This window comes from Bradyrhizobium sp. 195, assembly GCF_023101665.1.
Classification (GTDB): Bacteria; Pseudomonadota; Alphaproteobacteria; order Rhizobiales; family Xanthobacteraceae; genus Bradyrhizobium.
Genome location: NZ_CP082161.1, coordinates 7,933,097 through 7,951,479, shown reverse-complemented (window position 1 = coordinate 7,951,479; position 18,383 = coordinate 7,933,097). Strand labels below are relative to the sequence as shown.

Here is an 18,383-nt window from a genome sequence, read left to right as displayed (position 1 = left end):
CTTTCGGCTTTGCGAAGGGGACCCTGGATGCCGACGGAGAGGCTTGCGATGCGCCGTGTGCGCGATGTGATCAGAATGAAGGCGGCCGGGCTGCCGAGCCGCGAGATTGCGCGACGGGTGGGCGCGGCGCCCTCGACGGTGCGCCTGGCGCTCCGGCGGTTCGAGGCCGCGGGCTTGAGCTGGCCGTTGCCAGACGACGTCACCGACACGGTTCTGGAACTTCGCCTGTTCGCGAAGACCGGCAATGGCAACCGTCAGGGTCACCGCCGCATCGCCGAGCCCGACTGGGCGACCGTGCACCGCGAGCTCAAACGCAAGCACGTGACGCTGTCGATCCTGTGGGAGGAATATATCGCCACCGAGCCCGGCGGATACCGGTACTCGCGCTTCTGTGAGCTCTACCGCGCCTGGGAGGGCCGCCTGTCGGTGACGATGCGCCAGGCCCATGCGGCCGGCGACAAGTTGTTCGTCGACTATGCCGGCGATGGCGTGCCGGTGGTGGTCGACCGCCTGACCGGTGAGCGCAGAACGGCGCAGATCTTCGTCGCCGTGCTCGGCGCATCGAGCTTCACCTACGCGCAGGCGACGTGGACGCAGGGGCTCGCCGACTGGATCAGCGCCCATGTTGGCGCCTTCGCGGCGATCGGCGGCATACCGGCGCTGGTGGTGCCCGACAACACCAAGGTCGCGGTCATTAAGGCGAGCCTGTACGACCCGCAGATCAATCGTACCTACGCGGAGATGGCGGCGCATTACGGCACCGCCATCTTGCCGGCGCGGCCGCGCAAGCCGCGCGACAAGGCCAAGGTCGAGCAGGCCGTCCTCATCGTCGAGCGCTGGCTGCTCGGCCGCCTGCGCCATCGCACCTTCTACAGCCTGGCCGAGGTCAATGCGGCGATCGGCGAACTGCTCACGAGGCTGAATGAGGAACGGCCGATCCGGCGGCTCGGCGTGACACGCCGCCGGTTGCTCGAGGAGGTCGACCGGCCGGCGCTCAAGCCATTGCCGGCGTCCCCCTATGTCCTCGCCGAGTGGCGGATCCGCCGCGTCAGTCTCGATTACCACGTCGAGGTGGAGAAGCATTACTACAGCGTTCCGCATCGCTTCGCCCGCGCCGAGGTCGAGGTGCGGTTCACGGCCCGTACCGTCGAGATCTTCCACAAGGGCGAGCGGATCGCCGCGCATCAGCGCATGAGCGGCAATCACAAACACACCACCGTGCCGGAGCACATGGCCTCCAGCCATCGGCGCTACGCCGGCTGGACCATCGCGCGTATCCGCCAGGACGCCGCCGCGATCGGGCCGGCGACCAGCGCGTTGTGCGACCTCATTCTCGACGAGCGCTCGCACCCCGAGCAAGGCTTCCGCGCCTGCCTCGGCATCCTCAGGCTCGCCGCCTCCTATGGGCGCGAACGGCTGGACGCCGCGGCTGCGCGGGCAATCGACATCGGCGCGCGCACCTATGGCTCGGTCAAGTCGATCCTCGCCAACAATCTCGATCGGCGTTCTGCTCACCAGCGTTCCGCGGACGATGCGCCGATCCTGCATGCCAACATCCGCGGACCGCGCTACTACAATTAGGAGATCATCCCTTGCTCACCCATCCGACCCTCGACCGCCTCAACGCCCTCGGCCTCCACGGCATGGCCAAGGCCTTCGCCGACATCGAAGCCACCGGTGAGGCCGCAAGCCTCGGTCACACCGAATGGCTTGCGCTGCTGCTCGAACGTGAAGCCTCGCTGCGGCACGACAAACGGCTCGCCACTCGCCTGCGCTACGCCAAGCTGCGCCAGCAGGCGTGCGTCGAGGACATCGACTACCGCACCCCGCGCGGTCTCGACCGCCCGCTGTTCGCTAAGCTTGTCGAGGGCCGCTGGATCGACGACCACGTCAATCTCCTGATCTGCGGCCCGGCCGGCGTTGGCAAGAGTTGGCTCGCCTCGGCGCTCGGCCACAAGGCCTGTCGCGACAATCGCTCCGTGCTCTATCAGCGCGTCCCGCGACTGTTCGACGATCTGGCGCTCGCCCGCGGCGACGGCCGCCATCCACGCCTGTTGCGCGGCCTTGGCCGTGTCGATCTGCTGATCCTCGATGATTGGGGACTCGAGCCGCTCGACGCCGGTGCCCGTCACGACCTCCTGGAAATCCTCGAAGATCGCTACGGTCATCGCTCCACCATCGTCACCAGCCAGCTCCCCGTGGACCAGTGGCATCTGCTCATTGGAGATCCCACCTATGCCGACGCCGTGCTCGATCGCCTCGTCCACAATGCCCATCGGCTCGACCTCACCGGTGAGAGCCTGCGCCGAACCCGGCAATCCGCCCGAAAGACCTGAGCCCGTGGCGCTGTGGACATGCCGCTGCGCTTGGACAACGCAATCGCGTTGCCCACATGCCCACAGCAACTGCAGAAGAAGAAAAACAGGTCGAAGTCGCGATTCCAGATTGACCACGCGGCTTGACCGATGCCAGAGAACCAGCCGGCCAGAACGCCTCGCCGCTGGGCGAGATCAAATCGGAAAGGTGGGCGACATCGTCTCGGAATCCACGGGCGACTTCATATCGGTACGCCTGGGCGACTTCGTCGGAATCCGCAGTCTGCAAACAGCTGGTGCTTAGCGGCGCAACCGGGAAAGAAGAATTCTGCTAGGTCGAGCACATTCTCTGCGTCTCGAAACTCGGTCAGTGCTTGCGCGCGAAAGCTCCCGCGCCCGGCGACCACAATGACGTCGAAGTCTGTAATTTCGGGGTGGTGCGGGTCGCTTTCGAGAAACAGCCCATCGATCGAACCGAAGCCCAACACGGGCATCAGGTTGCGCTCGAAGGCGCCCAGCGTGGCAATGGGAACGACTGCCACGAGGCCGGCATCATCTGCAGGCAGAGGGCACCGAAGGCAATTGGCGAGGGTGTCGGATTGCGCGTATTCGGTGACGAAAAGCCGCGCATCACGCCCGGTCAGCCGCATCGCAAACAACTGCGCCGCGCCATCCAACGAATCCTGCTTTTTCTCGTGGGACACGCCTTTGGGCGACCTCAGTGTTGCGCGGATTCTGACCACATCGTCGCGGGTGACCTCCGGATGATTGGATAATTCGGCCAGCGCTCGCACAACGCCGGCCTCCTCGATCAGCAGACAGACTTGATAGGCGACGGAGTAACCCCTCAAGGCCAGCACCCGAAGAAACGACTGCTGCAGAAGAACGTCAGCGTGCTTGCCGATCTTCGACAGCATCGCCAGTTTCCCATTTGCTTTGAGCCGCGCCAGCACGTCATTCTCCGAGAGAATCCCCCTGGCAACGAGGCGGCGCAGGAAGGCCTGGATCTTTTCAGGTTGGTTTTCGAAGTCTTGCAGTGCCGCAACCAATTTCTTGCAGCCTAGAATCAGGAAGTTGGCGGCGCGGATCCAATGATCGGCGACCTCGTCAGCCGCCGCCTCGGCATCCGATGCTGCGGCGCAGAGTTCGTGCGAAGTTTGGGCTTTGTCGGCGATCTGCGCATCGAGGCCAGTCGGGTGCTGACTTCGTTCATCTGCTTCGTTTGGCGCGAGGATCATGACGCGTCCCCATTCCCGGGGGCGATGGCTACTCGCGGGATGCCTTCTTGAATTAATTGCTGGATGTCAGAATCCCGCCAAGCGGTGATCCTCGGTCCGAGCTTAACGGGAGCGGGGAACCGACCAGACTTCACGCCGGCCCACCAGGTCGATTTCCCCACGGGGATGGGCCCGTTTGGCTTGATGATAGTGGCCAGCCTTCTCAGGCCCGCCGTCGTGGTCGTCTTCACTGTCGTACTCCATCGGTCTGAGCTGCGATGGAGTGGACAATTAGAGACTAGTGCCGGGGACTAAAAAGGGGCCTATTGCCCCTCCTGACTTGAGGTGCTGCTCGTGCTGCGAGATTTCTCGAGCGCGTCGTTCACGTCGTCTGCCATGTCTAAAATTGTGCGGAGATAATCCTCGCTGCGATCCAGTATCTTGCGGCGGAGATGCCGATCGGCCCCCTTGTAGAACTCGTCGGGAAATAGGTCTCTCAATCGGCGCAGTGAATTGTCATCCATAGAGCCGATGAGCTTAAATATCTGCTTTATACGGTCCTCTCCGATGCCGGATTGATCGCCTGCAGATGAGTACTTGCTATAAACTCTGATATACCTTTTGTCCGTCTTAAGCACTTCGCAGAAATCGCTGATAGTCCACTTCTTGTCCGGACGCGTGCTTTTAATATCGTTCAAGTCAAAAGCCAGTTCGATCATCTTTCCTATAGGCCATGGCGGGCGGCCGCGCGGCGCCGTAAAAGCCCTGCAAAAGATTTCAAGAAGCGTCCGCCAGAAGATCGGATCATCGTGCTCCGGCTTTAGGCGTTGAGCTAATTTTTCAGCGCCAACAAAGCTTCCCTTTGATTTCGGGGCGATATCATTAGAATTTAGAAGCCCCATCTCAAGCGCTGTAGAAACGCGGGAATCCTTGAGCACAATCGGACCGACGCGCGTTGCGTCTCCTAGTTGTTGTACGGCCTCTCGTGCAGCATCGTGCTTATGCAATACCTTCCATTCGCGCCGAGCCTTCTTCCGCTCCTCTGTTTCATTGGCTTCGCTGCCATGGAGGGGAACAGCGAACAGATGGGCCCAGTCATTGTCCATCAGTCCTTTTTCTGCTTGCCAAGTCTCGAGGTCCTCGCGGAAGTATTCATAGATTTCCGCGAAGGACTCGGCCTCCTCCATAACGCGCTGCTTGAATGTCTTATCGCTCAAGTGTGCCCTCCCGCATAGTCCGCCCACGCTCGCATAAGTTCCACACGTTTGACGAAGAGGTCGCCACGCCGATAAGCCGCTTCCGTCTTATCTTTGATTGAGTGCGCCAGCGCCATCTCGCAGACCTCCCTTGGGAAATTTGTGCACTCGGCCGCCCAATCTCGAAATGCAGAGCGGAAGCCATGTGCGGTGAAGCTAGCCCCTATTCGACGAAGCATCATTAAGAACACCATGTTGGACATCGGCGTTCCGGTCGTTCGACCGGGAAAGATCAGCTGTGATCCGTCAGTCTTCTCACGGGCGGACTGCAGCAATGAAACGGATCGAGCAGCTAGAGGCACGCGATGATCTCTCCCGACTTTCATCCTGGCTCCTGGAATGGTCCAGACGGATCGCTCAAAATCCACTTCAGACCATTCGGCTCTCAGAACTTCATTTGTTCGAGCCGCAGTCAGGATCAAGAACTCGAATGCGAGCCGAGCAAAGTCGTTAGTGGGGAATTCCGGCAGCTTCCTCACGAACTCGGGTACGTCGGCGTAGGGAATCGCGTTAAAATGACCGCGCCGTTCGTTTTGGCGAGGTAGTCCCTTCCCAACCCCCTCAACCGGATTGTCGCCGCTCCGATGACCCGCCGCTTTGGCCCAGTCTAGAACGATAGCTATCCGTTGACGGATACGGCGCGCTGTTTCGGGCTTGGAGAGCCATATCGGTGAGAGGGCTCGAAGCACGTCGGAAGTCTCGATGCGGTCAACCCGTTTGTCGCCCATGACAGGAAAAACGTAGTTGGATAAGCTGTTCAGCCATTGCGAGGCACTTTTCCCATCCTTCCAACCCGGTCGTCTTTGTTCAAGCGCGGTACGTGCGGCGTCTGTGAACGACGGTACGCCTACCTTAGCCGAACGCCTGGCTGCGACCGGGTCACCTCCATCCCGTGCTAGCTTCCGGTACTCGACCGCTTTGATACGAGCCTCGGCAAGAGGGACGAGACGCAGGCTACCGAGCCCCATGTCCCTTCGCTTCCCATGCACTACCGTCCGGAGCACCCAACGCTTTGCACCGGACTCATCGACGACGAGGTACAGTCCATTCCCATCGCCGTAGCGGCCGGGTTTAGACAAGCTGTTGATCCGAACCTGGGTAAGGGCCTTTTGGGGATGCTTGCGGCGGGCTTCCATACCACAATCCATACCACAAAAGTTTCTGGATTTTACAAGGTTTGATTGGACTCCGTTGGAGGATCAATCGGTTTAAGTGGCTGATTACAATTGATAAATTGGACGCGGTTGGACTTCTTCAGAATTTATCGCTAAGGACACTCTCTCCGCCAATTGCGCGATTTCTCCCGCAAAACTCCGATCGTCCACGAGTCTGTGCTCTTGAGGGCCGCGGCCCCTATCCCTTGCCACGAACGCGGGGCGTTCTGGAAAGACGGCGAGCGTCAGAGCGATCAGCGATCCGGCATCCTCTGCAATACTCCCGCGAGCGATGACCGCAATCGTATCCCGGATAGCTGCATCGATGGCGCTTTCTGCCTCGTGTCGCACTGACGATCAGGCGCGCTGCCCCCAGCCGCGCATCGTCTCGCGGCCGAACGAGAGCTGAGCCGTTCGGTCGACTGGCGTTGCGAGACGAATGGCCCGGGCAATTTGATCAGTCTGATCGCGCAAGTCCTCGTAGGCGAGGAGTCGCTGCGGAGCGACGCCTGGCTCGGTTCTTTCCGTGCGGCGGCCTGGCAGGCTCATTGACCGGCGCACAAAGGCTATCGTAACATGTCAACGTGTTTTAACAAACTTGTTAGAACGATAACAGGGGGAAGCACTATTATGAAACGCATCACTGCGCTTGCGGCCGGCGTTGCTATTGGCCTTGTCGCCTTGCAATATTCCAGTCCCGCATCAAGCCAAGCTGACGGCGGCTGGGTCACGCTGCTCGACAATACCAAGATGGGCGAGTGGGACGAGGTCGGCAAAGCCAATTGGGAATTCAAAGACGGCACGCTCGTTGCGGACAAGCTTACGGCTGGCACGCCGGGCAAGGACGATTCCTATCTCGTCACCAAGAACGCCTACAAGAACTTTCAGCTAAAGGTAGAGTTCTGGACCGACGAGGAGGCCAACAGCGGCATATTCATCCGCTGCGATGGCGGCCCCAAGGTGATCAATGCCAAGGTCTGCTACGAGGTCAACATTTTCGACAAGCGCCCCGACCAGACTTACGCTACCGGCGCGATTGTCGACGTATCGAAGGTGCCCGCTTCAATGCCGAAAGCGGCGGGCAAATGGAACACCTACGAGATCACTGCGCAGGGCCCGCATCTGATCGTTGTTCTCAACGGCGAGAAGACCGCCGACGTGCAGGACTCCCAGCATGCCGAAGGGCCTTTCGCCCTGCAATACGGCTTGGGTGTCGTCAAATTTCGCAAAGTGCAGATCAAGCCGCTTTGATTTTGCCGGCAGGTCCGGTGCAGCGATCGGCCCGACAAAATTCGCTCCTTGTCGGGCCGGAACGGCCCCTCGATGTCGCAGCTAATGCGACAGAGGCCCTGACACCACGGTTCGGCTGGAGTGGAAAGCCGCAGAATCAACCATGAAGCATGGCTTCGAGCACGCGCTGCTTCGAACTCTCGATATGAGCCATCATAGCTGCGATGCCAGCGTTCTCGTCTCGCTTCCTCAGGGCGCCGAGGATGACGAGATGCTCCTGCATGGCCGGCAAGACTCGTTGACGCACAACCCGATCGGCATCGATCCGGATCAGCCGTACGTGCAGGCTGTTGACGCGATAAATTTCGGAGAGGATCTCGTTGCCGATGGCGTCGACCATGCGATCGTGCATGCCCCAATCCACTGCTCTCGCCTCAGCGTCAAGCGCTTCTTCGTCATGCGAACCTTCAACGCGCCGCAGAATATCGCGATGGGCGGCCTCGAGCGCGTCGAGTTCCTGGTCGGAGGCCGTCCTCGCGAAATGACGAACGGCTTCGCACTCGATCATGCTGCGAACTTGAAATGCGTTGCGCACGAGTTTGAGATCGACGGGAGCGACCTGCAGGCCGCGCTTTGGAACGGTGACAATCAGGCGCGCAGCCTCGAGCCGTGGAATCATCTCGCGAATGGCGCCGAGCGGTAGACCAAGTTGCTCAGTCAGCTCACGCTGCGAGACGAACTGCCCAGGGCGGATTTGTGCGCTTATGATCTTCTCGCGGAAGCCCTCATAGGCGAGCAGACGCTGGGACACGACCGGCGTTTTTCTTTTTCTCAATGCTTTGGACAAGTTGGCTCCTCGTACCCGCAGGAGCCTATCACTCCGGCCTCCGCATTTCCAGCGGGTCGGCGTGATTGCTTGACAACGGCGTAAGCCAATGCAAAACACGCTGTAGCATGTTAGTGAGTGTTCACGGCGTCTGCTCATCGGCCGGCCAGGTGAAATCAAAAATTGCAAGGACCCCGGAATAGCTGGCGGCTTCCGCCCGCTCGACGGGGCGGGAGGAGATATGCTCGGCCAAGTAGTCGCCAGCGGCCTTGCGATGGGCTGCATCTACGCCCTTGTGGCGCTGGGTTACGCCTATGTCTGGAACACGATGGCGATCGTGAACTTCGCTGCTGGCGAGTTCCTGACCTTCGCGGCCTATGTCTTTGTCGCCACCTTCACGATGAGCCTGGGCCTGCCGTTCTGGTTGTCGCTGCTTTTGACGGCGATTGCGATGGCGGCGCTCGGCGCCCTGTTCTCGCGCCTCGTCTTCGCCCGCCTGCAGCGCCAGCGCGCGCTCGTGGCGATCATTGCGACCGTCGGCTTCGGCATTTTCCTGAAGGAGATGGCGCGTATCCTCTACGGGCCTGAGCCATTGCTTTATGTCAGCCCGTTCGGTGATGACATGCTCGATTTCGGCGCATTCCGCCTGTCCGTGCAGCAGCTTCTGATCATGGTCGTGGTTGTCGTCGTCACCGCGGCTCAGTATCTCGTCCTGCGCTACAGCATGATCGGCAAGATCATGCGCGCCACGGCGCTCGACCGCGAGACTGCAGCCTTGATGGGCGTCCCGGTCAATGCAGTGCTGGCCGGGACCTTCGCCTTTTCCGCGGTATTGGCCGCGCTCGCAGGTATCCTGCTGGCGCCGCTTTTCTACGTCACCACGGAGATGGGCACGCTCGTCGGCCTCAAGGGCTTCGTTGCGATGATCATCGGCGGCTTCGGCAGCGTCCCGGGCGCGATTATCGGCGGCGTTCTGCTCGGCGTCATCGAGAATGTCGGCGCCTTCACCATCTCGTCCACCTACAAGGACGCAATCGCCTTCACGCTGCTGCTCGTCTTCCTCGTGGTGCGCCCCGAAGGGCTCATCCCAGAGCGCAACGCAGACCGCGCCTGAGGTGCTCGCGATGTCTTCTTTCCTGCGTCTAACTGCCTGGCTGCTGATTGCAGCCGCGATTGTTGCGCCCATCGCGATAGGCATGAATACCTATTATCTCCACGTGCTCAACCTGGCGTGGATCTTCGCCATCGCCGCGCTGGGGCTCTCGGTCGCGACCGGAGTCGCCGGGCAGATCGTGCTCGGACAAGCCGCGCTCGTCGGGATCGGAGCCTACGCGACGGCGCTGTTGATGATGCGCCTGTCTCTGCCCTGGTGGCTCGCCCTGCCGCTGGCGATGGCGCTGACCGGAGCGGTCGGCGCTCTGCTCGGGCTGATCTCGACCCGCATCAAAGGCCATTACCTCGCCATCGTCACCCTCGCCCTGAACGAGATCTTCCGCATCGTCGCGGTCAACGAAGAGGCGCTGACCGGCGGCCCGATGGGGCTGCGCAACATCCCGACGCTGCGGATTCCCGGGCTCGGCGAGACGGTCACCCAGCAGCTGTATCTGCCGCTCGCCGGCCTGATGCTTGCGAGCTATCTGCTGATGATCCTCTTTCATCGCTCTGCGCTCGGCCGCGAGTTGCGCGCCGTGCGCGACGACGAGATGGCAGCGGAGGCGATGGGCGTAAACTCCGTGCGGGCCAAGACGATCGCCTTCGTGATCTGCAGCCTGTGGGCGTCGCTCTCCGGCGGTCTCTACGTGCTGCTGGTCGGCTTTGTCGCGCCCACCAACTTCACCATCGCCGAGAGCGTGAAGATGATGTTGATGGTCGTTATCGGCGGCCTCGGTTCAATTCCCGGCACGATGCTCGGCGCGATCGTCGTGACGATCTTGCCCGAGGCACTGCGCGATCTGCAGACCTACTACATGGCCGCCTTCGGCGCCGCCGTGGTGATCATCATGCTGGTCTGGCCGAAGGGACTGGGCGTCTTCGCCGACTGGCTCTGGGGCAGCATCCTGACAGGCCGGCGCGAGCCGGAGGCGGCTTCTCCGGCTGGCCCGCTCAGCCTGGCCGCGGCGGTCGCGGCCGCCAGTTCCGGAGTCGCTGCGGGGGCGGCGTTGCCGGATTCCAGCGGTCCGTTGATGCGCATGCGCAAGGTCTCGCGCAGCTTCGGCGGTGTGCGCGCATTGAATGACGTCTCCTTCGACGTCATGCGCGGTGAAATCCTCGGCCTGATCGGCCCGAACGGATCCGGCAAATCGACCATGATCAACGCCTGCTCGGGCGTGATCCATGTCGACGGCTTGATCGAGCTGGACTCCCATCCGCTGCAGAACCGGCCGGCCTGGGAGGTGCATGCTCACGGCGTCGCCCGAATCTTTCAGAACGTGCGGCTGTGGGAATCCATGACCGTTCTCGAGAACGTCATGGTCGCCTGGCGACGAATCCCCGGCCAGCCGGGCGGGGAGGCCGCGATCCGTCAGGCCTCGCTGGCAGCGCTGGAGCAGATGGGTGTGCGCCATCTCGCCAGGCGCCAGGCGGGCGACCTCTCCTTTGGCCAGAGCCGCCTCGTCGAGATGGCCCGCGCCATCGTCGGGCGGCCCAAGGTGCTCCTGCTTGACGAACCGGCGGCCGGCCTGCGCGGCGGTCTCGTCATGGAGCTGTCGACCATCCTGCAACGGTTGCGCGCGCAGGGCATGACGATCCTCGTCGTCGAGCATCGCATCAAGCTCGTGACCAGCATGTGTGACCGCGTCGTCGTGCTCAATCTGGGCGACCTCATTGCGAATGGCGCTCCCGCTGCCGTGATGGAGTCGCCTGTTGTCATCGAGGCCTATCTCGGCGAGCGCGCCGGCACGGCCTCTCAGGAGACGAGGGCACGCCAGATCCGGCGCCGCTCCGTTGATCATGCCGGAGCGCATGGTTGAACAAGACCAAGTTTCCAATTTTCAGGGGAGGACGACCGTGAACAGGAAAAGGACAATGGGGGTGCGCGGCCTGCTGGCTCTGGCTGGCGCTAGCGCAGTGCTGGTGACAATGTCGCTGGGTGGGGCTACGGCTCAGGAACAGCCGCTGATCGGCGTCTCGCTGCCGATGACAGGAGCGAAGGCTCTCGTCGGCCGCAACTTCAAACAGGGTGTCGAACTCGCCATCGCCGACATCAATGCCGCGGGTGGTGTGCTCGGCAAGCCTCTGCAGGTGGTCTTCGAGGACGACCAGGGTGACAACACCAACGGCGCGATCAACGCCGTCAACAAGATCATGCAGGTGCACAAGACGCCCGTGATGATCGGGCCGCACTATTCGGTGACGCAGATGGCGACCCAGAACATCTACTGCAACGGCAAGATTGTCTCGCTCACCGGCGGCACCGGCGTTCCCGTCACCAATAGCGGCTGCAAATTCGTCATCCGGACCCGTTCCAACGATGACGTCCAGGCAAAGGCGATCATCGATTATGCCCAGAAGGCACTGAAGGCTGCAGACAAGGTCGCGATCTTCTATGCCAATGACGATTTCGGCAAGTCGGGCCAGGCCCGCGTGGTCGCGCAGATGGCGGCGCTCGGCCTCAAGCCGGTAGCGATCGAGAGTCACAATCCCAATGACAAGGACTATTCGGCTCAACTCAGCAAGTTGAAGAATGCCGGTGCGGCGCTCGTGATCCTCTGGGCCCACGACACCGATGCCGCGCTGATCGTCAAGCAGGCGAAACAGTTCGGTCTGCCTTTCCGGTTCGCGGGGGCAGTGCTCAGTGAAGACGCTTTTCTCAAGCTCGCCGGCAGCGGGGCCGAAGGCGCGATAAGCGCTTCCTATTTCGTCCCGACAGATCCCAATCCGGCAGTGCAGACCTTTGTCAAGCGCTATGAGGAACGCTTCAAGATGGCGCCCGACGTCTGGTCGGCAACCTACTACGATGCGGCGATGCTCGCGGCGAAAGCGATCAACGCTGCCGGGTCCGCTGATGTTGCCAAGATCCGCGACTCCTTTGCTACCGTGAAGTACGACGGCCTGCTTGCGTCGTATGGATGCGACGAGAAGGGGGACTGCAACCGCCAGGTCAACATCGTCGAGATCAAGGGCGGGCAGCCCGTGGTCCTCGAAGCGGTCCGCTACTGAACGCCGGACGCCTCGATGCTGAAGATCCCCGCCACCGAACCGCCCGAGCTGGAACTGTCGCATGTCGACGTGTTCTACGGAAAGGCGCAGGTCCTCTTCGACCTCTCCATCCGTGTTGAACGCGGTGAGGTCGCGGCGATCATCGGCGCCAACGGCGCCGGCAAGTCGACGACGCTCAATCTGATTATCGGCAAGCTCAAGCCGTCGGTGGGCACCGTCAGCTTCGCCGGCGAGCCGATCGCCGGCCGCCCGATCAACAAGGTCGTCGCCGGCGGCATCGCCTGCGTGCCGCAGCGCCGGCGGATCTTCAGCACGCTGACCGTGATGGAGAACCTCGAGGTCGGTGCCTATGTGCGCCGTCACGACAAGGGTGGGATCAGCGCCACCCTCGACGAGGTCTTCGAACTGTTTCCGGTTCTGAAGCGCAAGGCGGCTGACATGGGCGGCGTGCTCTCGGGCGGCGAGCAGCAGGCGCTCGCGATCGGACGCGGGCTGATGGCCGGCCCGCGGCTGCTGCTCCTCGACGAACCCTCGATGGGCCTGTCACCCAAGCTGACCACCGAGATGTTTGCGAGCATCCGCAGGATCGCCGAGGGCGGCCGCACCGTCGTGATCGTCGAGCAAAACGCTTACGCGGCCCTCGGCGTCGCCGACTACGGCTATGTGCTCGAGGGCGGCAGCATCGCGCTCGAGGGCCATGCCGACGAGCTGCTGCGCGATGATCATGTGCGCGACGCCTATCTCGGCGCCTGATGCCATTCCTCTTATTCACCCAACCCCAAGCAGAGGCAAGTACCACATCATGACGAAGCTTCACGGCATCATACCCGCACTCACCACACCCTTCGACGAGAAGGGCGACATCGACGAGGCCAAGTTCCGAAACCAGATCCGCTTCATGCTCGGCAAGGGTGTGCACGGCCTCTGCTTCGGCGGCTCGACGGGTGAGGGCCAGGCGCTGGAGCTCGGCGAGTTTCGCCGGCTCGGCGAGATCACCATGGAGGAAGTCGCGGGCCGGGTGCCGGTCGTCGCCGGCATCATTGCCAACTCGACGCGCGAGGTGATCAAACGCGGCGAACTGATCGCCGATCTCAAGGTCGATGCCTTGCAGGTGACGCCGGTCTTCTACGTCTTCCAACCCGACGACGATTCGAATTTCGGCCACTTCAAGACGTTGACCGAAGAGCTGAAGACGCCGGTTCTGCTCTACAACGTCATTCCCTGGAATCTGCTTTCGACGCCGCTCGTGCTGCGTATCCTGAACGAGATTCCGTGGGTCGTCGGCATCAAGCAGAGCCAGGGCCACATCACGCGCACGGCCGAGCTCGTCGCCAATGCGCCGAAGGACAAGGTCATCCTCGCCGCCGTCGATAACCTTCTCTACTCCTGCTTCCAGTTCGGTGCTCACGGCACGCTGGCGGCTTCTCCGACCGCAGCACCGGGCCCCTGCGTACGCCTGTGGAACGCCGTCAAGAAGAAGGACGACGAGACCGCGCTCGCCATCCACCACCGCCTCGTCAACTTCTGGTCGGTGCTGCCGCATGGCAATTTGCCGGCCTGCGTGAAGTATTCGCTCCATCTCCAGGGTCTCGACTGCGGCATCTCCCGCCAGCCCATGCCGATGCCCGACGCGGCCACCCGCGCCGCCATCGAGCGCACGCTGCCGGCCCTGCTCGAATACGACGTCTGATCGAGATCGTTCGGGGAGAACCGGTCCATGAAGAAGCTGATGAATACCGCCGACGCCTTCGTCGACGAGATGCTTGACGGGCTGGTGGCGGCTCACCCGGCACTGGTGCGGGAGGCGCGGGTCGTCCGCGCCGCCCATGCGCCGAAGCGCGGCAAGGTCGGCATCGTATCGGGCGGCGGCTCGGGACATCTGCCGCTGTTCACCGGCTATGTCGGCCAGGGCCTGCTCGACGCCTGCGCGATCGGCGACGTGTTCGCGGGACCGTCGGTGGATTCCTGCGTGCAGGCGATCAAGGCGGTCGATGGCGGACGAGGCGTGCTGCGCCTCTACGGAAATTACGGCGGCGACCGCATGAACTTCGATCTCGCCGGCGAGATGGTCGAGATGGACGACATTCCGACCACGACCGTGCTCGGCACGGACGATATCGCCTCCGCGCCGCCGCAAGAGGCGGGCAAGCGCCGCGGCGTCGCCGGAATCATCTATGCCTACAAGATCGCTGGCGCGAAGGCCGATACCGGTGCCGATCTCGCCGAGGTCACCGCGACCGCTCAGTCCGCTGTCGATGCCTGCCGCACCATCGGCGTCGCACTCGCGCCTTGCCAGATCCCGGGGGCCGCGAAGCCGACCTTCGAGATCGGCGCTGACGAGATCGAGATGGGCATGGGCATTCATGGCGAGCCGGGCATTTGGCGCGACAAGCTCCGTTCGGCAGACGAGATCGCCGACGAGATGGTGAAGCGCTTGCGTGCCGATGCCGTCGCGCACGGGTCCGACCGCGTTTCCGTGCTCGTGAACAGCCTCGGTGCGACGCCGCTCGAGGAGCTGTTCATCGTCTATCGCCGTGTTGCAGCGCTTCTCAGGAAGGACGGGTTGACCATCGTGCGTCCGCTGGTCGGGCACTACGTCACCTCGATGGAGATGGCGGGGCTGTCGATCAGTCTGATTCACCTTGATGCCGAGCGAGAGAAGCTGCTGGCAGCGCCCTGCGCCTGTCCGTTCTGGAGGGTGTGACGTGGCAATCACGGCCGATACGCTCCGCAACGCAGCCTTTCGTGCCAGAGACGCGGCTGCGGCCGCCCAGGATGATCTCAACGCCGCCGACGGCAAGATCGGCGACGGCGACACCGGCGTCATGCTGCGCCGCCTGTTCGACGCCGTCGCAACTGCCATTCCCAATGAAGAGACCGACGTCGGCCTGGTGTTTCGGGCCTGTGCCAAGGCCTGCGCCAGCGGAACGGGATCGAGCCTGGGAACGCTGGTCACGGTTGCGATGATGACGCTGGCCAAAACGACCATGGGGCGCGATGAGATCGGCTGGGACGAACTCGGCGGCTTACTCGCTTCGATCCGCGACCAGATGATGACGCGCGGCGGCGCCGGGATCGGCGACAAGACGGTTGTCGATATGCTCGATGCCGTCGCGATTGCACTGGCGCATTGCAAAACGCGCGATGAAGCGATCGCCGCGGCGCAAAAGGCCGCGCGCGAAACGCTCGACGCGTTCCGGGAGCGGCCGAACAGGCTCGGACGTGCCCGTATGTTCGGCGAGCGGACGATCGGGCTCGATGATCCCGGCATGCTCGCCTTTTCCCGTCTGCTGGCCGCAGTCGCGGCTTGAACGCCGGATTGCGGTGGTACAGGTGAGGGCAGGGTCATGAAGGAGGCCGCGATGTACGCCGAGGTTCTGCGACGTCCCGGGCCGGAGGTTATCGCCGCCGTGCGAGCAAAACTCGTCGAGCGCCTCGGCACGCGCGTGAGCGTTTCGCAGGCCATGCTCGACCAGCACAGTCATGGCGAGGGTCTGCCGGCGATCGGCATGCCCGATCTCGTGGTATTTCCCGAGACCAACGAGGAGGTCGCGTTCGTTCTCGCGCTCTGCAACGAACACCGCGTGCCGGTCACGCCGTTCGGTGCCGGCTCATCGCTGGAGGGCCAGCTCGCGGCGGTTGCCGGTGGCGTTTCGCTCGACACCAGTCGCTTCGACAAGATCCTCGACGTCTCGCCGGATTCGCTCGATTGCCGGGTCCAGGCCGGCGTGACGCGCGAAGCGCTCAATGCACATATCCGCGACACCGGCCTGTTCTTTCCAGTTGACCCCGGAGCGAACGCCTCGATCGGCGGCATGGCCTCGACCCGCGCGTCCGGCACCAATGCGGTGCGTTATGGTACGATGCGCGAGAACATCCTCGGGCTCACCGTCGTCACGCCCGATGGCCGTATCGTGCGCACCGGCAGCCGCGCGCGTAAATCCTCAGCCGGCCTCGATCTCACCCATCTCTATGTCGGTAGCGAAGGCACGCTCGGCGTCATCACCGAGATCCAGCTCAAGCTCTATGGCCTGCCGGAGACGATCGTCGCGGCGGTTTGCCAGTTCCAATCGCTCGAAGGGGCCGTCGCCGCCGTGGTGACGGCGCTGCAATCGAACCTGAAGATGGCCCGCGTCGAACTGCTCGACGAGATGCAGATGCGTGCCGCGATCAATTACTCAAAGCTCGATTATGCGGAGACGCCGACATTGTTCCTCGAATTCCAGGGCACGCCGAATGGTGTGCGCGAGGACGTCGAGATGATGCGGACGATCACGGAGGAACACGGCGGCGGAGCGTTCCAGTTCGCGGAGCGGCCAGAGGATCGCAATCGCTTGTGGAAGGCGCGCCACAATTCCTATCAAGCCGTTATGGCGCTGAGTCCCGGCAAGAACAATATGGGCACCGACGCCTGCGTGCCGATCGCGGCCTTGCCAGACTGCCTGCTGGAGACCAAAGCCGACATCGTCGCGTCGGGATTGACTGCGCCGATCGTCGGGCATGTCGGCGACGGCAATTTCCATCTCGGCATCCTGTTTGATCCCAAAGATGCAGACGAGACGGCACGGGCCGAGGGACTCGCATTCCGCACCGCGCGCCGCGCCATCGCGATGGGCGGCACCTGTTCGGGCGAACATGGCGTCGGACTGCACAAGATCGTCCATATGGAAGCCGAGCATGGCGAAGGCGTCGCGCTGATGAAGGCGGTGAAGAAGGCATTGGACCCAACCGGGATCATGAATCCGGGCAAGGTCTACCCTTGACGGGCATGAGCGGATGGCGCGACTTGGGCGCCGCGAGCGCCCGGGATGAGCCAGTTGCTGGTAGCTAGGACCGTAGGTTTGCACGTGCTGGAATGAAAAATACCTTGTTCGACAACGAGGATTGACTGACACTCTCTCCGCCAGCCTTCGCGAACGAAGTTTGCGCAAGGCTCGCGCGCCGAAGCCCGCAGGGCGAAAGCGGACTCGTTGCCGTTTGCATCGGCTCGGCAAGCCGGGGACGAATTTTTCCCAAGCCCTCCGCTCCGACGCATTTGCTGGGACGGAATGCCGATGCCAGTCATTGTCTGCTGATGATCCATCGCGAACGCCGCACGAGCGTTCAGCACCGACCTGACGGGAAGCCGGCACGAGTTGGATTACACTCGGGCGGCTTGTCCAACGAGCTGCCAAACCATTTGCTCGTCAATGAGCCATCACTGTCGATCCACGGGATTGGCGGCAGTTGCGGCAGGTAGGACGCATACGGCATGACTTTCGCAAGCGTCACTCTGCCCGGAAACTGTGTGAGGAACGCCTTGTTCATTCCGCCGTCCAGTCCGCTGTAGATCGGGGCAGCCGGCACATTGTCTTGAAGCGATCGCGCGTATTCGAGTTCGTCGGCGCGGCTCTTCTCCAGCGCCCGCCGCGCGATTTCCGGATTGACGACGAAGGGAGGACATTTTTCGGCAGGGTTGAACACAAGAAGGGATGGTGAATTTGGGAGAGGTTGCGCGTTGAATACGTAGCGGCCACTGCAGACATCCACCCTCGGTTCGAGTCGTGTGGTCTCGAAATGATCGTTGCCGATCTTGAGCATTTTCCAGAAGGCCAGGTTGGGACTATTCCGATGCCGCGCCAGATTTTCCGGCGTCAGGCGGAACGGATAGGCCTGGACCTGGAATGACGGCCTGCCGCTAAGGGAGTCGCGGGCCAGCGAATAGATTTCGCTGATTTGTTCGTCGGTCATGGCATAGCAACCGCTCGACCAGCAATCGCCGTGGATCATGAGGAAGCTGCCGTTGCGCTTGTTCGCCTTGTCGAACGCGTTGGGGTAGCCGAGGTTGATCGCAAGATAGAAGTTGGAGTTGGGATTCATCAACTCAGGTGTAATTGTATAGAATCCTTCCGGAGCCTGTCGGTCGCCCTCGTACAACTTCGGCCCGAGATCGCCCGACCACCGGCAGATCAGATAGGTCTTGAGGATCTGGAAACGGCCGCTTGCGTCCTGCTTCCAAACCTCGAGCTCGGCCTCCTCCTTGAAAAGACGCACGAGGATAGGTGAATATTTTGGCATCTTCTTCTGTTCGAGCAACGAGAGCAGCTCAGCGGGCAGTTCCCTTGTTGCCTTGGCCGGCAACGGCTTGCTGCTTTCGCCAAGACAAATGACTGGCGTCATGGCAGTGGCGAAAGCCGCCGCCAGCACAAGGACACGTCGGACCATCGCGCGGATCACTGCTGTGCCTC

The 18,383-nt window shown here is 62.3% G+C and carries 17 protein-coding genes; 11 read left to right on the top strand and 6 right to left on the bottom strand.

From position 1 onward, the window contains the following. Positions 1–48 precede the first annotated feature (48 nt). Positions 49–1,581 carry an IS21 family transposase gene (gene istA, locus IVB26_RS37080; protein ID WP_083843304.1) on the top strand — a complete coding sequence of 511 codons (1,533 nt, stop codon included), beginning with the start codon at positions 49–51 and terminating at the stop codon, positions 1,579–1,581. A gap of 11 nt (positions 1,582–1,592) precedes the next feature. Continuing rightward, a complete protein-coding gene (gene istB, locus IVB26_RS37075; protein ID WP_007605871.1) occupies positions 1,593–2,336 on the top strand; it encodes an IS21-like element helper ATPase IstB in 744 nt (247 codons plus the stop codon). A gap of 221 nt (positions 2,337–2,557) precedes the next feature. Here istB and IVB26_RS37070 read toward each other — a convergent pair whose 3' ends face one another. The 4 genes from IVB26_RS37070 to IVB26_RS37055 form a co-directional block, all read right to left on the bottom strand. Further along, positions 2,558–3,553 carry a hypothetical protein gene (locus IVB26_RS37070; RefSeq protein WP_247969800.1) on the bottom strand — a complete coding sequence of 332 codons (996 nt, stop codon included), beginning with the start codon at positions 3,551–3,553 and terminating at the stop codon, positions 2,558–2,560. Beyond that, the gene (locus IVB26_RS37065; RefSeq protein ID WP_247973366.1) at positions 3,550–3,687 is read right to left on the bottom strand and encodes a helix-turn-helix transcriptional regulator; all 138 of its coding nucleotides are present in this window, start codon (positions 3,685–3,687) and stop codon (positions 3,550–3,552) included. Before IVB26_RS37065 ends, IVB26_RS37070 begins: the two co-directional genes overlap by 4 nt. 168 nt (positions 3,688–3,855) lie before the next feature. After that, on the bottom strand, positions 3,856–4,749 hold the full coding sequence (locus tag IVB26_RS37060; protein WP_247969799.1) for a hypothetical protein: 894 nt from the start codon (positions 4,747–4,749) through the stop codon (positions 3,856–3,858). Further along, positions 4,746–5,924 (bottom strand): tyrosine-type recombinase/integrase, encoded by a 1,179-nt coding sequence (locus IVB26_RS37055; RefSeq protein ID WP_247969798.1) that lies wholly within the window; start codon positions 5,922–5,924, stop codon positions 4,746–4,748. The genes IVB26_RS37060 and IVB26_RS37055 overlap by 4 nt, the downstream gene beginning before the upstream one ends. A gap of 648 nt (positions 5,925–6,572) precedes the next feature. Between IVB26_RS37055 and IVB26_RS37050 the strand changes: the two genes are divergently transcribed. Continuing rightward, the gene (locus tag IVB26_RS37050) at positions 6,573–7,193 is read left to right on the top strand and encodes a 3-keto-disaccharide hydrolase (RefSeq protein ID WP_458309302.1); all 621 of its coding nucleotides are present in this window, start codon (positions 6,573–6,575) and stop codon (positions 7,191–7,193) included. Positions 7,194–7,329: 136 nt separating this feature from the next. Here the strand turns inward: IVB26_RS37050 and IVB26_RS37045 are convergent, their stop codons facing one another. After that, on the bottom strand, positions 7,330–8,157 hold the full coding sequence (locus IVB26_RS37045; RefSeq protein ID WP_247969797.1) for a GntR family transcriptional regulator: 828 nt from the start codon (positions 8,155–8,157) through the stop codon (positions 7,330–7,332). Between the two features lie 82 nt (positions 8,158–8,239). Between IVB26_RS37045 and IVB26_RS37040 the strand changes: the two genes are divergently transcribed. The 8 genes from IVB26_RS37040 to IVB26_RS37005 are packed head-to-tail and all read left to right on the top strand — an operon-like array spanning position 8,240 to position 16,919. Continuing rightward, on the top strand, positions 8,240–9,112 hold the full coding sequence (locus IVB26_RS37040; RefSeq protein ID WP_247969796.1) for a branched-chain amino acid ABC transporter permease: 873 nt from the start codon (positions 8,240–8,242) through the stop codon (positions 9,110–9,112). A 10-nt stretch (positions 9,113–9,122) separates the two neighbouring features. Continuing rightward, positions 9,123–10,967, top strand: coding sequence for a branched-chain amino acid ABC transporter ATP-binding protein/permease (locus IVB26_RS37035; RefSeq protein WP_247969795.1), 1,845 nt, complete (start codon positions 9,123–9,125; stop codon positions 10,965–10,967). A gap of 37 nt (positions 10,968–11,004) precedes the next feature. Beyond that, entirely contained in the window at positions 11,005–12,156 is a 1,152-nt protein-coding gene (locus tag IVB26_RS37030; protein ID WP_247969794.1) for an ABC transporter substrate-binding protein, read from the top strand. Between the two features lie 15 nt (positions 12,157–12,171). Further along, on the top strand, positions 12,172–12,909 hold the full coding sequence (locus IVB26_RS37025; protein ID WP_247969793.1) for an ABC transporter ATP-binding protein: 738 nt from the start codon (positions 12,172–12,174) through the stop codon (positions 12,907–12,909). A gap of 49 nt (positions 12,910–12,958) precedes the next feature. Next, complete coding sequence (locus IVB26_RS37020) at positions 12,959–13,846, top strand: dihydrodipicolinate synthase family protein (protein WP_246929411.1); 888 nt, start codon at positions 12,959–12,961, stop codon at positions 13,844–13,846. Positions 13,847–13,873: 27 nt separating this feature from the next. Further along, a complete protein-coding gene (locus IVB26_RS37015) occupies positions 13,874–14,860 on the top strand; it encodes a dihydroxyacetone kinase subunit DhaK (RefSeq protein ID WP_246929412.1) in 987 nt (328 codons plus the stop codon). 1 nt (position 14,861) lies between these two features. Further along, the gene (locus IVB26_RS37010) at positions 14,862–15,467 is read left to right on the top strand and encodes a dihydroxyacetone kinase subunit L (protein ID WP_247969792.1); all 606 of its coding nucleotides are present in this window, start codon (positions 14,862–14,864) and stop codon (positions 15,465–15,467) included. Positions 15,468–15,518: 51 nt separating this feature from the next. Then, entirely contained in the window at positions 15,519–16,919 is a 1,401-nt protein-coding gene (locus IVB26_RS37005; protein WP_247969791.1) for an FAD-binding oxidoreductase, read from the top strand. A gap of 340 nt (positions 16,920–17,259) precedes the next feature. Here the strand turns inward: IVB26_RS37005 and IVB26_RS37000 are convergent, their stop codons facing one another. Next, positions 17,260–18,372, bottom strand: a complete 1,113-nt coding sequence (locus tag IVB26_RS37000) for a L,D-transpeptidase family protein (RefSeq protein WP_247969790.1) — start codon at positions 18,370–18,372, stop codon at positions 17,260–17,262. Positions 18,373–18,383: the final 11 nt, after the last annotated feature.